Below are 18,461 nucleotides of genomic sequence, written 5' to 3' on the forward strand. Positions count from 1 at the left end.
CCCACCATCGGTAGCAGTTTGTGTCGCTGAGCGATACGAACTGCTACGGATTCGACGGTGAGACCGTGATCAGACGTTGAAGCGGAACTCGACCACGTCACCGTCGGACATGACGTAGTCCTTGCCCTCCATGCGCACCTTGCCGGCAGCCTTGGCCGCGGCCATCGATCCGTTGGCATCGAGGTCGTCGAACGACACGATCTCGGCCTTGATGAAGCCCTTCTCGAAATCCGTGTGGATGACGCCGGCCGCCTTGGGGGCCGTGTCGCCCTTGTGGATCGTCCAGGCGCGCGACTCCTTGGGACCGGCGGTGAGGTAGGTCTGCAGGCCCAGGGTGTGGAAGCCGGCGCGAGCCAGCGAGTGCAGACCGGGCTCGGTCTGACCGATCGAGTCGAGCAGTTCCTGGGCATCGTCGGCGTCGAGTTCGAGCAACTCGCTCTCGACCTTCGCGTCGAGGAACACCGCGTCGGCAGGGGCGACGGCCGCACGCAGCTCGTCCTTGCGCGCCTCGTCGGTCAGCACCGACTCGTCGGCGTTGAACACGTAGAGGAACGGCTTCGTGGTCATCAGATGCAGATCGCGCAGTGAGGCGAGGTCGATCGAATCCTGCTGCGAGAACAGCGTCTTGCCGCTGTTGAGCAGCTCCTGCGCCTTCTGGGCGGCGGCCAGCGAGTCGGCCAGGCTCTTGTCCTTGCGCGCGTCCTTCTCCAGACGCGGGATCGCCTTCTCGAGCGTCTGCATGTCGGCCAGGATCAGCTCGGTCTCGATCACCTCGATGTCGGCGAGCGGATCGACCCGGCCGTCGACGTGCACCACGTCGTCGTCGGCGAAGACGCGGACGACCTGACAGATCGCCTCCGCCTCGCGGATGTTGGCCAGGAACTGGTTGCCCATCCCCTCGCCCTCCGAGGCGCCCTTCACGATGCCGGCGATGTCGACGAAGGACACCGTCGCGGGCAGGATGCGCTCACTCGAGTGGATCTCCGCGAGACGGGCCAGGCGGGAATCGGGCAGCTCCACCATTCCCACGTTCGGCTCGATGGTGGCGAACGGGTAGTTCGCGGCCAACACATCGTTGCGGGTCAGGGCGTTGAACAGGGTTGACTTGCCGACGTTGGGCAGTCCGACGATTCCAAGGGTGAGGCTCACGAGGAACCAGTCTAGTTTTCGCGACCGGTCCAGCTCGCACCCGTGGCCTCAGGTGGCCGGTGCGGGGTCCCCGTCGGAGCTGTCGGTGACCGTATCGGCACGCTCGGTGGTGTCTTTCCGCACGCTCGGCGGATCGGTGTCGTCCGCCTCGGCGTCATCGTCGTCGACTGCGACATCCTCGCCCGTCCGCTTCGACACCTGCTCGCCGTAGTAGCGCAGGACCACGGCCAGTGACGCCGCGACCGGCACGGCGAGGAACGCACCGATGATGCCGAACGCGGTACTGCCCAACGTGACCGCGAGCAGGACGATCACCGCATGCAGGTTCATCGACTTCGACTGCAACCACGGCTGGAGCACATTTCCCTCGAGCTGCTGGACCGCCAGGATGATCGCCAACACGATGAGCGCCGTGACCACGCCTTTGGACACCAGGGCGATCAACACCGCCAGACCACCGGCGACGAACGCGCCCACGATGGGGATGAACCCACCGATGAACGTGATGATCGCCAACGCGTAGGCCAACGGGACGCCGAGGATCACCAGACCGATACCGATCAGCACCGCGTCGACGAGGCTGACCAGGGCCTGGGTCCGGATGAAACCGCCCAGCGTCGCCCACACCCGGCTGAGCACCTCTGCGAGATGCGGTGCCGCGGGCATGCCCGCGGTGCGTCGCAGCCACGGGATGAACCGCGGACCGTCCTTGAGGAAGAAGAACGTGGCGACGACGACCGTGAACAGGGTGACCAGCGCAGACGTCGCGGCACCGACTCCGGTGAACAGCCCGGACGCGATCTGAGCGCTGCTCGACTGGAGGCGGTCGGTGATCGCGGCGACCGCCGAGTCCAACTGGTCGTCGCTGACGTTGAGAGGCGGTCCGTGCAGCCAGTCCTGCACCTGGACCACACCCTGCGACGCACGATCAGCGAGCTCGGTGGACTGCTCGACGATGCCCGGCGCCACCGCCGCGATGACGCCGGCCACCACCCCCACCGCGATGAGCAACACGATCAGCACCGCGAGGGCCGGTGGCAGCCCCTTGCGCCGCAACCACTTCACCGGCGGCCACAGCACGGTGCAGACGATCACCGACAGCACGACCGGCAGGATGATCACCCACCCTCTGCCGATCAACCACCCGACAATCCACAGGGCCGCGGCGACCGCGACGAACTGCACGGCGATCAACGAACTCGATCGGAGATGCGTCGCGAAGATCGATCCCCGAGTCGGAGGTGTCATGGGTCAATCGTCACATATCGCCTCAGTTGCCGAGCGATCTGACTTTCTCGATCAGATCGGACTCGCAGACGGCCAGGAAACCGTCCACGTCGGGGCCGGCGTTCAGCAGGGTGAGATGGTCGAATCCCGCGTCGACGAACCCCCGTGCGCCCTCGACGTGCTTGTCGAGGTCCGGGCCGCACGACATCGCCTCGGCGACATCGGAGTGCCGGATCGACGCCGTGGCGGCCTCGAAATTGATCGGGTTCGGCAGCTCGGCCTGGACCTTCCACCCGGTCAGACCGAAGCGGAACTTCTCGTGTGCCGACGCCACGGCGGTGTCGACGTCGGTGGCCCAGGCCATCGGCACCTCGGAGTAGCGCGGACCGGAACCACCGGCATCGCCGTAGGCGGCGACGAGGTCGGACTTCGGCTCGGTGGTGAAGATGCCGTCACCGATTTCGCCGGCGAGTGCCGCGGACTCCGCACCGCCGGCCGCCACCACGATCGGTGGCAGTGAATCCGGGATGTCGAAGATCCGGGCGTCGTCGAGGGTGATGTGCTGCCCGCGATACGAGTGGTAGCCGTCGGTCCACAACATCCGCATGACCTCGATCGACTCGCGCAGCATCTCCTGACGGATCTGCGCGTTCGGCCACGGAGCGCCGGTCACGTGCTCGTTCAGGCGCTCGCCGGTACCGAGCCCCAGCGTGAAGCGCCCCTCGGCGAGGATCTGCGTCGTGGCCGCGGCCTGCGCGATGATCGCCGGGTGGTACCGGATGAACGGACAGGTGACGCCCGTGGCCAGTTCGAGCCGCTCGGTCTGCACCGCGATCGCGGCGAGCATGGACCAGGCGAACCCGGAGTGTTTGTGGCTGTAGAGCCACGGATGGATGTGATCACTGATCTCGACGAAGTCGAAACCTGCGCGTTCGGCCGCGACCGCCTGGCGGACGATCTCCCTCGGTTCGAAGGTCTCGGCCATCAACTTGAACCCGATTTTCAAGGGCATGGCTCAGCTCGCCGCGAAGACCGAGGTCAGCTTGGCGCAGAACGCGGGCAGGTCGTCCGGGTTCCGGCTGGTGATCAGCGAGTTCGGCCCTGCGGTGCACTCGACGACCTCCTCGTCGACCCAGGTGCCGCCGGCGTTGCGGATGTCGGTCTGCAGGCTCGGCCATGAGGTGATGGTGCGGCCGGCCAGAACCCCACCCTCGATCAGGGTCCAGGGTGCGTGGCAGATCGCCGCCACCGGCTTGCCCTCGTCGAAGAAGCTGCGGGCGAAAGCGACCGCGGTTTCCTGGGTGCGCAGGTAATCGGGGTTGGCGACGCCGCCGGGCAGTACCAGTCCGTCGAAATCGCCGACCGAGACCGATTCGACGGTGTCGTCCACCGGAAAGGTGTCAGCCGCATCGAGGTGGTTGAAGGCCTGGACGGTGCCCGAGACGGTGGACACGAGGCGAGGTGTCCCACCGGCCTCCTTCACGGCCTCCCAGGGCTCGGTGAGCTCCACCTGCTCGATGCCCTCGGGGGCAACGAGGAATGCAATCGTCTTACCGTTCAGATTGTCGGTCATCGACTTCCTTACTTCTCGACCGCGCCGTCGTACGGGCGGTGTGTGTCAGTGGTCGCGCAGCAGATCGACGAGGTCGGACTTGTTCATGTCCGAGTACCCGTGCAGATCAAGCTCTTTCGCCCGGGACTTGAGTTCGTCGACGGTCCATTCCTCGTACGACGGCGACGTACCGCCGGAATGGCCGACGTCGGACCGTCCGCGGTTCGCGGCGGCGTTGGAGATGCGGGCCGACTTCTCCTTGGAGTTGCCGTCGTCCCGCAACTTCTCGTACAGATCAGGGTCTTTCAACTGAGGTTGTGACTCTGCCGATTTCTTCTCGGGCATCTGCCGTCCTCCTACGAGTCCGAGCACTGACCGCGACGCCATCGGACGTCGGGCCGTATGTGGTCTGGAGTGCGATCACGTGCAACCGCCGACGGTGATGGGCGACAGGCACTTACGCGAAACAGGTGTACAGCGACGTTCTCGGCTGACCTGTCGACGCTACACGACCAGGTCAAGCGACGTGGTGGCCTTGCTGTGCACGTGTACTTTCGAGGAGGTGATGCGATTCCCGACATTCCCGGCGGGTGGCGGCCGCGCAGCCGTCGCCACGGCCACCACCGCGGCGTTCCTCCTGGTCGCGGCCTGCGGCGACGGCTCGAGTGACACCGCCTCGACACCGACCTCCTCCACGCCGTCGGGTTCCACCGGCAGCGCGGCCCCCACGTCCGGGCAGGCGCGGGTCACCGACGTGATGACCGGCCTGGACCACCCGTGGGACGTCGCGATCGACGGCGACGGGAACATCGTCACCGGCGAGCGATCCGGGCGGATCATGATGCGGCACAGCGACGGACGCGTTGCACAGGTCCAGGCCGACACCTCCGGGGTCGACGCCAAGGGAGAAGCCGGGTTCATGGGGCTGGCCCTCGCCGGCGACTTCGCGCAGAGCCGCTCGGTCTACACGTGTTTCGCCAGCACGGTCGGCGATGTCCGCGTGGTCCGGTGGACCGCAGCAGCGGACTGGTCCTCGATGCGCCAGGTGCAGAACGTGGTCACCGGGATCCCGCTCGGCGCGTCCGGACGGCACAGCGGCTGTCGGATCCTGCCGGCCGCCGACGGCACGCTGTTCGTGTCCACGGGCGACACCGCGAACCCCACCGCACCCCAGGATCTGAAGAACTTGGGCGGCAAGGTACTTCACGTCAACGCCGACGGAACCCCGGCCGCGGGCACGTTCGCAGGCAGCGTCGTCTACGACTACGGTCACCGCAATCCGCAGGGACTCGCCTTCGCACCCGGGACCGACCGTCTGTACGTGACCGAGCACGGCCCCGACATCGACGACGAGCTCAACCAGGTTCTGCCGCAGGCGAACTACGGATGGGATCCGAACACCGGTTCCGGTTCCTACGACGAGTCGGTGCCGATGACCGACACCGAACGGCACCCCGGATCCACGCCGGCCGTCTGGTCCTCGGGCGATCCGACCCTGGCGATCTCCGACGTCGACTTCCTCGGGCCCGCCTGGGGCCGCTACAGCGGGATGGTCGTCATGGGCGCACTCAAGGCGAAACGACTGGTGTTGCTGCGACTGGGCGCCGACGGCACGACCACCACCGAGCGGGTCGATCTGCTCGACGACGCCGAGGGTCGTCTGCGGTCGATCACCCCGACGCCCGACGGTTCGCTGTTGGTCACCACCGACAACGGCGGAGGGCAGGACAAGATCCTGAAGGTCAGCCCCGCCTGATCGCGCTCGTCAGCGACCGCGCCGCATCCGACGTACCCGCGCGAACAGCGACGACACGGCGTCGAACTCCGCGGCCTCCGAACTCGTCGGCACGGCGTCCGGATGCGGCGGGTGCGGTGACTGTCGATGTCGCTCCGGGTCCACCGATTCCGACGACAACGCGGTCTTGACCTGCTCCTCGCCGTAGAGGCCCATCATGATCTCGAGCCCCCAGCCGGGGAACTCGGCGAGAGGGCGATCCTGCTCCTTTTTCCGTGTTACGCGCATGTTACGAGAATGGCACGTCCACTCGGATCTGTCGCGTAATTCGCTGGTGACGGTCAAAACCGACGGCCGTCGATCCCTCCATGGTCACACCGGTATAGTGACGCGCGCCACACAATGGCAGCCCACACCGCCGAGGGGATCCCGTGACACTCGCTCCAGAACGTCCGCACAACCCGGACATCGACCTCATCAAGACCGATCCGGATCGGCCACCCGTGGCGATCGTCGATCGATCGCCGATGACCGTCAAGAAACGACTGCTCTTCGCCGTCATCGGCCTGATCGGCGCGGTCTCATGGGCCGTCATCGCCATCGTGCGGGGTGAGAACGTCAACGCCGTGTGGTTCGTCCTCGCCGCACTGTGCACCTACATCGTCGCCTACCGGTTCTACGCACGCCTGATCGAGACGAAGGTCATCAAGCCGCGCGACGATCATGCGACCCCGGCCGAGATCCTGGACAACGCCAAGGACTACATGCCGACCGATCGGCGTGTGCTGTTCGGCCACCACTTCGCCGCCATCGCCGGCGCCGGCCCGCTCGTCGGCCCCGTGCTCGCCGCACAGATGGGCTACCTGCCCGGGACCATCTGGATCATCGTGGGCGTCGTGTTCGCCGGCGCGGTCCAGGACTACCTGGTGCTGTCGATCTCCACTCGTCGTCGCGGACGCAGTCTCGGCCAGATGGCCCGGGACGAACTGGGCAACGTCGGCGGGTTCGCCGCCATCATCGCCGTGTTCGTCATCATGATCATCCTGATCGCCGTGCTCGGACTGGTCGTCGTCAACGCGCTGGCCGAGAGCCCCTGGGGCGTCTTCTCTCTCGCGATGACACTGCCGATCGCCGTGTTCATGGGTGTCTACCTGCGGTTCCTGCGGCCCGGCAAGATCTCCGAGGTCTCCTTGATCGGCTTCGTCCTGCTGATGCTGGCGATCATCTCCGGCGGCTGGGTCGCCGAGACCAGCTGGGGCGAGGACTGGTTCACGCTCTCGCCGGTCTTCCTCAGCTGGGCGATCATCATCTACGGCTTCGCCGCCGCGGTGCTGCCGGTCTGGCTCGTGCTCGCCCCGCGCGACTACCTGTCGACCTTCATGAAGGTCGGCACCATCGCACTGCTCGCCGTCGGCATCGTCATCGCACAGCCGGTGATGAACGCCCCCGCGGTCAGCGAGTTCGCCTCCAACGGAAAGGGTCCGGCCTTCGCGGGTTCACTGTTCCCGTTCCTGTTCATCACCATCGCGTGCGGCGCGCTCTCGGGGTTCCACGCGCTCATCGCCTCCGGCACCACACCGAAGTTGCTGGAGAAGGAGAGCCAGGCCCGCATCATCGGCTACGGCGGCATGCTCGTCGAGTCCTTCGTCGCGATCATGGCGCTGATCACCGCGTGCATCCTGGATCAGCACCTCTACTTCGCGATGAACGCGCCCAAGGGTGTCACCGGCGGAACCGCCGAAAGCGCTGCCGATTACACCAACAACACGCTCAACCTGTCGGGACCACCGACGTCGGGGGCGGAGCTGCAGGCCTTCGCCGACGGAGTGGAGGAACCGTCACTGATCTCCCGCACCGGCGGTGCGCCGACGCTGGCGATGGGAATGTCGGAGACTCTGCAGAACGCGTTCGGCGGGTCGTCGCTGAAGGCGTTCTGGTACCACTTCGCGATCATGTTCGAGGCCCTGTTCATCCTCACCACGGTCGACGCCGGCACCCGCGTGGCGCGGTTCATGCTCTCCGACGGCCTGAGCAACATCAAGGGCGGCAAACGATTCGCCGACCCGTCGTGGCGTGTGGGCGCGTGGGTGTGCACCTTCATCGTGGTGGCGGGCTGGGGAGCCATCCTGCTGATGGGTGTCACCGACCCCCTCGGCGGCATCAACACCCTGTTCCCGCTGTTCGGCATCGCCAACCAGTTGCTCGCCGCCGTCGCCCTGACCGTCGTCCTGGTGGTCGTGGTGAAGAAGGGCCTGTTCAAATGGGCCTGGATCCCGGGTCTGCCACTGGTCTGGGATCTGGCGGTCACCATGACCGCGTCGTACCAGAAGATCTTCTCGTCCAACGAGGCGATCGGCTACTGGGCCAACCACGATGCATTCCAGAACGCGAAGGACGCGGGTGAGCAGTCGTTCAAGACGGCCACGACGCCGGAGCAGATGGACGCCGTCATCCGTAATACGTTCATCCAGGGCACGCTGTCGATCGTCTTCGCGGTGCTGGTCATCATCGTCGCCCTCGCCGGTGCGTGGGTGTGCGTCAAGGCGGTCCGTGCGGGCAGTCTCCCGACCACCGAGGACGAACCGGTGCCCTCGAAGCTGTTCGCCCCCAGCGGCATGATCGCGACACCGACGGAGAAGGCGGTCGAGAAGGAGTGGGTCGAGTACCGTGCCTCGTCGACCGACGGCGACCACCCCACCGAGTCCTTGAAGTGACCGCCGACATGACGAACCAGGGCGGAAACGGTCAGGTCATGCTGGCCCGCGCACTCTCGCGGGCCTGGTCGTACGTCGGGGCGGTGATGGGTGATCACGACTACCGGCGCTACGTCGCCCACCACCACGCCCGACACCCGGGAACCGCGGTGCTCTCCGAACGTGATTACTGGCGGATGCGGCACGACGAGCAGGAGGCGAATCCCCAGGGTCGGTGCTGCTAGGCGATACCGCCACGCCCGCGTCCGATTCCCGCTAGTACATCCGGGCGGCCACTGACACAGTGGAGTCATGACACCGTCAGTGGCCACATCGGCCGACCTCGACTTCGAGCGGTGCTACCGCGCGTTGTCGTCGCGGGACACCCGATTCGACGGCCAGTTCTTCGTCGCGGTCCGCACCACCGGGATCTACTGCCGCCCATCCTGTCCCGCGGTGACACCGCACCCGGAGAACGTCGACTTCGTGATCACCGCGGCCGCCGCTCAGCAGGGTGGTTTCCGGGCGTGCCGTCGCTGCCTGCCGGACGCGGTACCCGGTTCCCCGCGGTGGAACCTGAACTCCGATCTGGCGTCGCGCGCCATGCGACTGATCGGGGACGGACTCGTGGATCGAGCCGGGGTGGACGGTCTGGCCACCGCGCTGGGCTACTCGTCGCGACAACTCAACCGGGTGCTGACCGAGGAACTCGGGGCGGGCCCACTCGCGTTGGCCCGGGCCAACCGCGCGACCAACGCCCGCATCCTCATCGAGTGCACCCCGATGTCGATGGCCGACATCGCCTTCGCGGCGGGCTTCGCCAGTGTGCGGCAGTTCAACGACACCATCCGCGAGGTCTTCGCACTCAGCCCCACCGAACTGCGACGGCGCCGCGGTCGACACCCCGTCCGCCGGGCGTCCGACGATCACACACCGGTCCGGGTCAGTCTGAAACTGAGCGTGCGTCAACCCTTCTCGTCGGCGTGGCTCAGCTGGTTCCTCGCGGCCCACGTCATCGAGGGACTCGAGGACTTCCGGGACGGCACCTACCACCGGGCCATCGCCCTCCCCCACGGGCCGGCCGCCGTCTCGGTCACGCTCCACGACGACCACGTCATCGCCGACATCGGCCAGGTCGACATGCACGATCTGGGCACCGCGGTGCACCGGCTGCGCCGGATGCTCGATCTCGACGCCGACATCGCCGCGGTCGACGACGCCCTGGGCGCTGATCCGCAGATGCGTCCACTCGTCGCCAACTGTCCGGGGATCCGTGTCCCGGGCGCCGTCGACCCGGTGGAGATGCTGATCCGCACGATGCTGGGCCAGCAGATCAGCCTGGCCGCCGCCCGCACCCACGGACGGCGCCTGGTCGCGGCCCTCGGCGAGCCCCTGGCCACCCCGCACGGACAGGTGACCCACCTGTTCCCCACCGCCGCGGCGATCGCCGAGCGGGGCTCGGAGGTGCTGACCGGCCCGCGACGCCGCGTCGCGTCGATCATCGACGTCGCCCGCTCCGTCGCCGACGGCAAGGTCGCCCTGCACCCGGGGATGCCCGCCGCCGAGCTGAAGGCATCGCTGATGGCCCTGCCGGGTATCGGTCGATGGACCGCCGACTACGTCGTCATGCGGGTGCTCGGCGACCCCGACGTCCTGCTCGACACCGACCTCATCCTCAGACGCCGGGCCGAGGCGATCGACATCGACCTGACCGACTCGCAACGGTGGTCGCCGTGGCGATCGTATGTGTCGATGCATCTCTGGCACGACGCACTGCGCGAGACGGAACCACTTCTGCGTTCCGCGCGTCCATTCATCACGACACCGTCACCCCCAGAACCGTCCCCCACCGAGGAGAACCCATGAGCACCGCACACTGGACGACCATCTCACTGTCGACCGGACCGTTCACCGTCATCGCTGACGAGGGCACCGTCCTGGCCTCGGGGTGGACGCAGGACCCGCAGTACCTGAACGCGTTGATCCATCCCGCACTACGCCCCGAGACACTCACCCACATCGACGATCTCGGCTCGATCAGCACCGCGGCGGTCCGGTACGACGAAGGCGATGTCACCGCCATCGACGACGTCCCGGTCCGGCAACTCTCGGGCGAATTCGTCACCCACGCCTGGGACGTGTTGCGACGCGTCACGCCGGGCAGGCAGGTCACCTACAGCGAACTGGCCGAGCGTGCCGGCAACGGGGCCGCACATCGAGCCGCGGCGACCACCTGCGCGCGCAACGCAGCAGCCTTGTTCGTGCCGTGCCACCGCGTTCAGCGCCGGGACGGCACACTCGGCGGATTCCGCTACGGGCTCGACATCAAACGTGCACTGATCGCCCACGAGGCCGAACACTCCGCGAAGGCCGCCGCCTGACGTGATCGCGGCCGACGGCGCTCAGCCCACCTGCTCGGAGAGCACGCCGATGTGATGGACCTTGCCGGAGAGGCCGGGGACCTCTCTCGGGGGCGAGAAGGTCTGCAGGCCGTCGCTGCTGTCGGAGTAGAAGTACTTGTTCTCGCGGTAGGCGTCGTAGTAGACGCGATAGTCGCCGTTCGGGAGCTGGGTCACCGCGGGGCCTTCACGCAGCGTTCCCCAGTTCCCGTATGGCACATAGCGATACGGCCCGTAGAGGGTGGGCGCGACCGCATGGTCGATGATCTTCTTGGTCTCGTTCTTGGTGAAGGCGTGGTAGGTCGACCCGACCTTGATCACGGTGGTGTCGATGTGGTCGGCGTTGATGCCGTTCATCAGCCGCGGCAGTCCCCAGCGACGCAACGACGAGTCCAGTGCCGTCATCACGTAGGGCACGAAACCGCCGCCGGTGGACAGCGACAGGATCACGCTCACCCGACCGCCCTCGACGAACCAGTCCGGCGCCCACGCCTTGGTGACGAAGGGCGACAGCGACGGACCGCCCTTGGCCCCTGCGGAGCCGGTGAAGGGGAACGGCAGGCTCGGACCCTTGCCGTCGCCGGTACCGGGGAGGAACGCACAGCACAGTGGCACCGGAACGTCCCCCGTCGAGGTCCAGTTGATGCGGTCGGTGCTGGTCGCGAAACCGATCTTGGCCCCACCCGTGGTGTACGTGAGGTGGTACACCCCGTCTGCGCTGCGGAAGATGCTCGGGTCGCGTACGACGCCGGTGGTGGGTTGATACGCACCGTTGCGGGCGAGCGTGAACGTCGTGGCGTCCGACGACTCGTAGACGTCCATGGAGCGGGGGTTGCCGGTTTCGAACCCGACCACCGTGTAGCGCAGACCGGACGGTGCAGCACCGCTGATGGCCGGGGGCGCGATGAGCAGACCGGCGATGACGAGCACCACCGTCGACATGGCGGTGACACTGGCAGCTCGTAGTCGAATCACCGATGAAGTATCACGTACGACACGCCACTCGCGCCACAATCGTACGAAATTGCAACATCGAGCATCACCGCCCCCTCGTCGCTTGTCGTACCGCACAGGCACCATGCCCATCATGAGTGTCTCCACCGTTGTCGCCCTGGCCATCGGACTGGCCGTCGGATTCGGCGCCGGCTGGTGGGTCTACGCGATGCGCACCACTGCGATCCGAGAGAGTCACGCACTGCTGTCCCAGGCCCTCGCCTCGGCGAGTGAGGACGCGGCCCGCCGACAGTCCGGTGCGATCGGATCGCAGGTCGCGCACATCGTCGGTCCACTGCACGAGACGCTCGACCGACTCCAGGACGAACTGCGACGCGTCGAACGCGGACGGATCAGCTCGTTCGCCGGGTTGAGCGAGCAGGTCACGGGGATGCGCGCCGCATCGGCGCAGCTCGGGGCACACACGCAGCGGCTGGCCAACGCCCTGCACACCCCGCAGCTCCGGGGTCGGTGGGGCGAGATGCACCTACAGAAGGTCGTCGAGGCGGCCGGTCTCAGCAAGTACTGCGATTTCACCGAACAACAGACCAGCGCGTCCGGGGCCCGTCCCGATCTCGTGGTGCACCTGCCCGCCGAACGCGACATCGTCATCGACGCCAAGGTGCCGCTGCAGGCCTACCTCGAGGCGGTCGCCACCGACGACACCGTGGTCGAGCGTCGTTTCCTGGGCGACCATGCCCGCGCGGTGCGGGCGCACGTCACCGCACTCTCGGCCAAGGAGTACTGGCGGGAGATGGCGCGGTCACCGGAGTTGGTGGTGCTGTTCATCCCCAGCGATCAGATGCTCGAGGCAGCCTGCCGCGTCGATCTCGATCTGGTGGAGTACGCGTTCGGACGCAACGTCGTGCTCGCCACCCCGAGCAGTCTCGTGGCGCTCCTGCGCACCGTGGCGCTGTCGTGGCGGCAGGACGCGATGGCCCGTGACGCCGAACAGATACACAGCCTCGGCCGTGAGCTCTACCACCGGCTTGCCACGATGACGTCGCATCTCGACCGTCTCGGCAGTTCCATCGGCCGCACGGTCGAGTCCTTCAACGCCACCGTGGGTGCGATGGAATCGCGGGTGATGGTCACCGCCCGCAAGCTCGGTGACCTCGACGCGTTCTACGGATCCGGGGACGACACCCCGTCCTCCGTCGCACCGATCGACTCCGATGTGCGCGCCGTTCGTGGGGCCGACTCGCACTGACGTCGCCGATCGCGCGTGGTCATACGGGGATTCTCAGCGTCTACCGGTACCGTCTAGGCGTGCTCTCTGCCCAACAGACGCGTTCCGGGATCCCCACGGAACAGCAATCGGTGCTCCCGACCGTGCGCGGCGTGCCCTGGTGGGGAGCGGTCCTGGTCGCTCTGGTGCCCACCGTTGTCGGTGCGGTCATCGACGGGTCCGGACAGACCGAGGTCGGAACCGTGTTCCGCGTGCTCTATTTCGTCGGCTGTGTGGCGGCCGTGCTGCTCGCCCGCCGACGGTCGCTGTTCACCGCGGTCACCCAGCCGCCGCTGATCGCCTTCGGTGTCGCCGTCGTCTTCTATCTGAGCAAGGTCGGAACCGACGGCGGGCTCAAGGACCTCATCATCAACGTGCTGCTGCCGATCGCGAAGTTGTTCCCGCTGATGGCCTGGACCTTCGCTGCGGTGCTGCTCCTCGGAGTCGGTCGATGGTTTCTCACACGGTCGATCGCCGACAAGTCACCGAAGCGGTCACAGAGACGTCGTGCGGATCGGCCGACCGGGACAACCCGAGCACGCACGACCCGCCCGGAGACCGCAGGTTCCGGGGCGCGGTCGCGAGCACGTACATCCGACACGCGACGTGACGACGGCGCGGACGCTCGCCGCCGGTCCCGACCCGGCGAGACGACCGCGACCAAGCATGACGGCGCCGGTCGAACGTCGCGCCGGTCGACGGACGAACCGACCCGCGTCCAGCCCCCGACCCGACGTCGCGTCGAGCGCCCAACCGGTTCCCGCGAGCCGCTGCGCTCGGCGGTTCCGCGCGACCGGGACGACCTGCCCCGCGAGCAACGACCACGCCCGAGCGGCCACCGACGCGCTGTGGACGGCCCCGTCGCCGAGCCCACGCGCGATCAGCCCGGACGGTTGCCGCCCCGTCGGCCGCGTCCGGACCCCCTCGACGACTTCCGGCCGCCGTCGGCACCGCGCGCGCGGTACCGCGGCGCCAACCCCTGACGCAATCTGCCCGCACATCCTGACGATCCTCACTCACAACGCGAGCGTCGCCCGCGCGGCCGTGCCCAACCGACGGCCGTATCCGGGTCCGTGACCGGCGGCGTGGACGGCGAGCGGGTGGAGCTGATGCAACGGGATCCGCTGCTCCCACCCCGAGGCCAGCGGTCTCCTGCTCTGGTATCCCTCGACGATCTCGTCGAGCAGCGGGCATCCGAACAGGGCCAGCATGGCCAGGTCGGTCTCGCGGTGTCCGCCGTGCGCAGCCGGGTCGATCATCACCACCCCGTCGGGCGTCCACAGCACGTTGCCCGTCCACAGGTCGCCGTGGAGGCGGGCGGGGTTCTCGTCGGGACCGCCCGGCTCGGGGTCGAGGTCGCCGGACGCGATGCGTTCGCAGGCCTCGCGCACCACGGCCTCGTCCGACCGGGTCAGATTCCCCGCGGCCACGGCCGGATCGACGAAGGCCAACACCCGCGTGTGGGCGTAGAACTCACCCCACGAATCGGTGGGGATCGAGTCCTGCTCTCGGCTGCCGATGAAGGTCTGCCCGGTGAATCCCTCGGGCGGGCTGCCGAAGTGGTCGGCGCCGGCGTCGTGCATGGCGGACAGGGCCGCGCCGAACCGTTCGGCCGCCCCGCGCGTCGGGGCGGTCTCGCGGAGTCGGCGCAGTTCGATCCGGTCGGCGGCCACGTCCACCACCTCCACGACGGGCGCCCCCGCGGCCGCCAGCCACCGCAGTCCGGCGGCCTCGGCGGCGAAGAAGTCCGGGTGGACGTCGGAACGGTGTTTGGTGTGGACATCGCTGCTCATCGACTCCAGCGTGCCACGCCGACCTTGTTTACCATGGGGACGATGAGGCGTCTGCAGAAGTCCATCATCACCGAGCTCGAGGTCTCGGCCGAGATCGACCCGGCCACCGAGGTCCGACGGCGGGTCGATTTTCTCAAGTCCTACCTCCTGGCGAGCGGGGCGAAGGGCTTCGTCCTGGGTATCAGCGGCGGCCAGGACAGTACGCTCGCCGGTGCGCTGTGCCAGACCGCGGCGACGGAATTGCGTTCGGAGGGAACCGAGGCCACGTTCGTCGCGGTGCGCCTGCCCTACGGCACGCAGGCCGATGAGGACGACGCCCAGATCGCGCTGACCTTCATCGCCCCGGATCGCTCGGTCGTGGCGAACGTCAAGCCCGGGGCCGACGCGACCGCCACCGTCGCCGGTGACGCGGTGGGCGCTCCCCTACGGGACTTCGTGCGCGGCAACATCAAGGCCCGACAGCGGATGATCCTGCAGTACGCGATCGCCGGTCAGGAGTCCCTGTTGGTGGTCGGCACCGACCACGCCGCGGAGGCGGTCAGCGGGTTCTTCACGAAGTTCGGCGACGGCGGCGTCGACCTCACGCCTCTCACGGGCCTGAGCAAGCGACAGGGCGCACAGATCCTGCGTCACCTCGACGCACCGGACTCGGTCACCTCGAAGGTCCCGACGGCCGATCTCGAGGACGACCGGCCGGCGCTACCGGACGAGGAGGCGCTCGGTGTGACCTACGCGCAGATCGACGACTACCTCGAGGGCCACGACGTGGACGACCATGTCGCCGAGCGCATCGAGACGCTGTTCACCAACACCCGACACAAGCGCACCGTCCCGGTCACCCCGTTCGACGACTGGTGGACGACTCCACCGCGCTGAGCCGCGCCAGTCGGTCGAATCGATCGTTGGCCACCCGCATCGCGATCTCGTAGGGCAGCGCGAACTTTCGCGACATCCAGTACCCGAAGCGGATGTCGGTGGACGTGTAGACGAGGAATCGGTTCTTCGTCACCCCGGCCAGCAGTGCGTTCGCCGCCGTCTCCGGACTGACCGCGCGCTTCTCGAAGTGTCGGATGGCCGCCTTGATGCGTGGGTTCTCCCTGTCGACGCCGGCGATGTCGACGGTCCCGACCAGTGGGGTGGCGACGGCGCCGGGACAGACCAGCGACACCCCGATGCCATGTCGGCGCAGGTCGAAGCGCAGCACCTCCGAGACTCCGCGGATCCCGAATTTGCTGGCGCTGTAGGCGGAGTGCCACGGCAACGCCATGAGGCCGGCGGCCGAAGAGACGTTCACCAGGTGCCCGCCCTGTCCGCGACGGACCATGCCCGGGACGAAGCACTCGATGAAATGGATCGGTCCCATCAGGTTGATGTCGACCATCTTCTTCCACGTCTCGTGCGTGAGGTTCTCGACGGTCCCCCAGGCCGAGACGCCCGCGACGTTGCACAGCACGTCGACGACCCCGTGTTCGGACTCGACGCGCGCGGCGAAGGCACGGACCCAGTCGATGTCGGTGACGTCGCCGGCCTCGGAGTGGGCAACCATGCCACCGGCGGAACCGATCTCCGCGACGGTGGACGCGAGCTGTTCGGCGTTGATGTCGGTGACGATCACCCGCGCACCGCGCCGCGCGGCCTCGAGCGCGGTCGCGCGGCCGATACCGCCTGCAGCCCCGGTCACCACGACGTACTTGTCGTTCAGTGACGGCACCGGTGTGGCCATGACGAGGAGATCACGCACGCTCATGCCTGCAGCGTAGATGCTCGTACGGCCCGAGCACCTGACCCTGATCAGCCGACGGGGACGGAGTCGCTCAGATCGGGAGCTTGCCACCGAAGGCCGAGTAGACCACCGACAGCAGCGACTTGAGCACCTGCGACGACGCGTCCTGCCCCTGGGTCTGCAGCAGGCTCAGGATGGCCGACGGGTCCTTGGTCTGCACGAGCTGACCGATCAGCGGGATGAGCGCCTGCAGTCCACTCAGGTCGAGACCGTTCGATGTCGACGCCGGGGGTGTCTCGCCGGTCGACGGTGTGTTCTCGCTGCCCTGCGGCAGACTCGGGCTCAAGGGCGAGGTCTTCGGGGCGGCCAGCAGGGTCTTGGCGATGCCGTCGATGATCGCGACGGCGTACTTGACCTGCCCGGTCTTGCCCGCGAGGGCGTCGGCCTCGGCCGGGTTGGCCAGGTTGCCCATCTCGATGAAGACGTCGGGGACCTTGGTGAGGTTCACCGCGGCGATGTCCGATCGCGCCTGCAGGCCGTCGTTGACACCCGCGTAGTTGGCGGGCGGGAAGCCTGCCGCCTTGAACGAGTCGCGCATGGTCTCGGCGGCCTTTCGGCCGGTCGTCGACTGCACGAGGCTCACCGTCGGATCCGGCACCGGCAGCTTCGGCACGATGATGTGGAAGCCCTTCTTCGCGGGGTCCGCGGTGGTCGAGGTCGAGTCGGCGTGGACGTTCACGGCGAGGTCGGCCTTGGACGCGTTGGCGGCGTTGGCGCGCTCGTCGACGCATCCACCCCACCCCTTGTCGTCGGCGCGGGAGAGGACGACCTTGGCGCCCTGGCTCTCCAGACCGGCCTTGACCAGCTGGACCACATCCCAGTTGACGGTGTGCTCGGCGGCCTTGTTGACGCCGACAGCTCCGGTGGTCTGGCAGTCCTTCTTGCCACCGCGACCGTCCGGGACCTGCTTGCGCAGGTCGTTGCCCGCGGCCGACCCCTGGTGCCCGGGGTCGAGGAAGACGGTCTTGCTCGCCAGTGCGTTCTTCTGTTCGGGTGCGGGCGCGGCCGGGGCCGTGCTGGACGGCGCAGCCGGGGCCGATGACGACGGGGCGGCCGGGGTGGGTGCAGGAGCAGGGGCGGCGGAGGCGATCGACGGCATCGACACCACTCCGGCGGCGAGTACGACCGCAGCGGTACCGGCGACGATCGCCGTTCCCGCGGCACGGACTCGGTGGGGACCAAACGGAGTACGGGTCATGGCAGATGCGCACCGACCACGGGCCGGTGCGGCTCTCCTCTCATTGTCGATCACACGGACCCCCAAACAACAGGAGCCACATAGGTCACTGGTGTAACAGTGAACCAGTACTTGAGAGTCGGGGGCCAACCCGATCTCCGAGATCGACCATTCGTTGTCTCGCCGTGACCGAGCCGATGCTCAATCGTTGGTTCAGCCGACCGATCGGCAGATCTAGCCGTCCGAGCGGGGTCGACGGATCCGGATGGGACCCTTCACGGTGGCCGGGTCCACCACGGCTCCCCGCTGGGTGATCTCGACCTCCCCGGCCGCCATCAGCCGGTTCGCCGCCTGACGGACGGGCTCCATCAGGGGCCGCCAGTTCGTCGGGGCGACGGCCCGTGCGGCGTCCGACGGGCAGATCGACGAGGTCACGGCGCGGGCGTCGAGCAGGTCGGAGATGGCGCTTTCTAGATCGGCCTCGGTCACCGATGTCGGATCGTCGGTCATGACGCCCGCCTTCCCTGCTGCTGGTAGCGCGTGATGGCGAGCATCGACTGCCGATCGGTCGACCGGTCGCCGGCGACGGTGGCCTCGATTGCCGCCCGGACCTCGTCGACGTCGACCCCCGCTCCGATCACCGTCAGGTGTGTCGTCGGCGACTCGTCGGGGGCCCAGCGTGTGGCGGTGACGCTGATGTGACCGCCGACGCCGTGCACGACGTAGCGACCG

Annotated in this window: 20 protein-coding genes; 8 read left to right on the plus strand and 12 right to left on the minus strand. The window is 67.7% G+C overall.

What is annotated here, in order from left to right; translation table 11 throughout:
- Positions 1–69: 69 nt before the first annotated feature.
- The 5 genes from ychF to JHC79_RS15465 are packed head-to-tail and all read right to left on the minus strand — an operon-like array spanning position 70 to position 4,273.
- Positions 70–1,149, minus strand: coding sequence for a redox-regulated ATPase YchF (gene ychF / locus JHC79_RS15445; protein ID WP_296392339.1), 1,080 nt, complete (start codon positions 1,147–1,149; stop codon positions 70–72).
- Between the two features lie 48 nt (positions 1,150–1,197).
- Positions 1,198–2,397: an AI-2E family transporter gene (locus JHC79_RS15450; protein WP_296392341.1), complete on the minus strand. Its 1,200-nt coding sequence runs from the start codon at positions 2,395–2,397 to the stop codon at positions 1,198–1,200.
- Positions 2,398–2,419: 22 nt separating this feature from the next.
- Entirely contained in the window at positions 2,420–3,382 is a 963-nt protein-coding gene (locus JHC79_RS15455; protein WP_296392388.1) for a TIGR03557 family F420-dependent LLM class oxidoreductase, read from the minus strand.
- Between the two features lie 9 nt (positions 3,383–3,391).
- Positions 3,392–3,949 (minus strand): type 1 glutamine amidotransferase domain-containing protein, encoded by a 558-nt coding sequence (locus JHC79_RS15460; RefSeq protein ID WP_296392342.1) that lies wholly within the window; start codon positions 3,947–3,949, stop codon positions 3,392–3,394.
- A gap of 45 nt (positions 3,950–3,994) precedes the next feature.
- Positions 3,995–4,273 carry a Rho termination factor N-terminal domain-containing protein gene (locus JHC79_RS15465; RefSeq protein ID WP_296392344.1) on the minus strand — a complete coding sequence of 93 codons (279 nt, stop codon included), beginning with the start codon at positions 4,271–4,273 and terminating at the stop codon, positions 3,995–3,997.
- A gap of 220 nt (positions 4,274–4,493) precedes the next feature.
- Here JHC79_RS15465 and JHC79_RS15470 point away from each other — a divergent pair, with 220 nt between their 5' ends.
- On the plus strand, positions 4,494–5,684 hold the full coding sequence (locus tag JHC79_RS15470; protein WP_296392346.1) for a PQQ-dependent sugar dehydrogenase: 1,191 nt from the start codon (positions 4,494–4,496) through the stop codon (positions 5,682–5,684).
- Between the two features lie 9 nt (positions 5,685–5,693).
- On the opposite strand, the gene JHC79_RS15475 is transcribed toward JHC79_RS15470, so the two are convergent.
- Positions 5,694–5,951: a hypothetical protein gene (locus tag JHC79_RS15475; protein ID WP_296392349.1), complete on the minus strand. Its 258-nt coding sequence runs from the start codon at positions 5,949–5,951 to the stop codon at positions 5,694–5,696.
- A 143-nt stretch (positions 5,952–6,094) separates the two neighbouring features.
- Here JHC79_RS15475 and JHC79_RS15480 point away from each other — a divergent pair, with 143 nt between their 5' ends.
- From JHC79_RS15480 to JHC79_RS15495, 4 genes are all read left to right on the plus strand, one after another.
- On the plus strand, positions 6,095–8,377 hold the full coding sequence (locus JHC79_RS15480; protein WP_296392351.1) for a carbon starvation CstA family protein: 2,283 nt from the start codon (positions 6,095–6,097) through the stop codon (positions 8,375–8,377).
- A 38-nt stretch (positions 8,378–8,415) separates the two neighbouring features.
- A complete protein-coding gene (locus tag JHC79_RS15485) occupies positions 8,416–8,601 on the plus strand; it encodes a YbdD/YjiX family protein (protein ID WP_296392391.1) in 186 nt (61 codons plus the stop codon).
- A 67-nt stretch (positions 8,602–8,668) separates the two neighbouring features.
- Positions 8,669–10,222, plus strand: a complete 1,554-nt coding sequence (locus tag JHC79_RS15490; protein WP_296392353.1) for an AlkA N-terminal domain-containing protein — start codon at positions 8,669–8,671, stop codon at positions 10,220–10,222.
- The gene (locus tag JHC79_RS15495; protein WP_296392355.1) at positions 10,219–10,737 is read left to right on the plus strand and encodes a methylated-DNA--[protein]-cysteine S-methyltransferase; all 519 of its coding nucleotides are present in this window, start codon (positions 10,219–10,221) and stop codon (positions 10,735–10,737) included. The genes JHC79_RS15490 and JHC79_RS15495 overlap by 4 nt, the downstream gene beginning before the upstream one ends.
- A gap of 21 nt (positions 10,738–10,758) precedes the next feature.
- Here the strand turns inward: JHC79_RS15495 and JHC79_RS15500 are convergent, their stop codons facing one another.
- Positions 10,759–11,697 carry an arabinofuranosidase gene (locus JHC79_RS15500; RefSeq protein WP_296392357.1) on the minus strand — a complete coding sequence of 313 codons (939 nt, stop codon included), beginning with the start codon at positions 11,695–11,697 and terminating at the stop codon, positions 10,759–10,761.
- 145 nt (positions 11,698–11,842) lie between these two features.
- Here JHC79_RS15500 and rmuC point away from each other — a divergent pair, with 145 nt between their 5' ends.
- Both rmuC and JHC79_RS15510 read left to right on the plus strand, forming a co-directional pair.
- Positions 11,843–12,958: a DNA recombination protein RmuC gene (gene rmuC / locus JHC79_RS15505; RefSeq protein WP_296392360.1), complete on the plus strand. Its 1,116-nt coding sequence runs from the start codon at positions 11,843–11,845 to the stop codon at positions 12,956–12,958.
- 59 nt (positions 12,959–13,017) lie between these two features.
- Positions 13,018–13,959 (plus strand): DUF6542 domain-containing protein, encoded by a 942-nt coding sequence (locus tag JHC79_RS15510; RefSeq protein ID WP_296392362.1) that lies wholly within the window; start codon positions 13,018–13,020, stop codon positions 13,957–13,959.
- A gap of 33 nt (positions 13,960–13,992) precedes the next feature.
- Here the strand turns inward: JHC79_RS15510 and JHC79_RS15515 are convergent, their stop codons facing one another.
- Positions 13,993–14,769, minus strand: coding sequence for a fructosamine kinase family protein (locus tag JHC79_RS15515; protein ID WP_296392364.1), 777 nt, complete (start codon positions 14,767–14,769; stop codon positions 13,993–13,995).
- A 42-nt stretch (positions 14,770–14,811) separates the two neighbouring features.
- On the opposite strand from JHC79_RS15515, the gene nadE reads away from it, so the two are divergent.
- Complete coding sequence (gene nadE / locus JHC79_RS15520) at positions 14,812–15,645, plus strand: ammonia-dependent NAD(+) synthetase (RefSeq protein ID WP_296392366.1); 834 nt, start codon at positions 14,812–14,814, stop codon at positions 15,643–15,645.
- Here nadE and JHC79_RS15525 read toward each other — a convergent pair.
- From JHC79_RS15525 to JHC79_RS15540, 4 genes are all read right to left on the minus strand, one after another.
- Entirely contained in the window at positions 15,605–16,516 is a 912-nt protein-coding gene (locus JHC79_RS15525) for an SDR family oxidoreductase (RefSeq protein WP_296392368.1), read from the minus strand. The genes nadE and JHC79_RS15525 overlap by 41 nt on opposite strands.
- 67 nt (positions 16,517–16,583) lie before the next feature.
- Complete coding sequence (locus JHC79_RS15530) at positions 16,584–17,750, minus strand: N-acetylmuramoyl-L-alanine amidase (RefSeq protein WP_296392370.1); 1,167 nt, start codon at positions 17,748–17,750, stop codon at positions 16,584–16,586.
- A gap of 213 nt (positions 17,751–17,963) precedes the next feature.
- Positions 17,964–18,239, minus strand: a complete 276-nt coding sequence (locus JHC79_RS15535) for a DUF3253 domain-containing protein (RefSeq protein WP_296392372.1) — start codon at positions 18,237–18,239, stop codon at positions 17,964–17,966.
- Positions 18,236–18,461: GTP-binding protein (locus tag JHC79_RS15540; RefSeq protein ID WP_296392374.1), on the minus strand; the 226-nt coding region annotated here is incomplete at its 5' end. The genes JHC79_RS15540 and JHC79_RS15535, both read right to left, overlap by 4 nt.

The organism is Williamsia sp., from assembly GCF_016462415.1.
In the GTDB taxonomy this organism is placed as follows: Bacteria; Actinomycetota; Actinomycetes; order Mycobacteriales; family Mycobacteriaceae; genus Williamsia_A.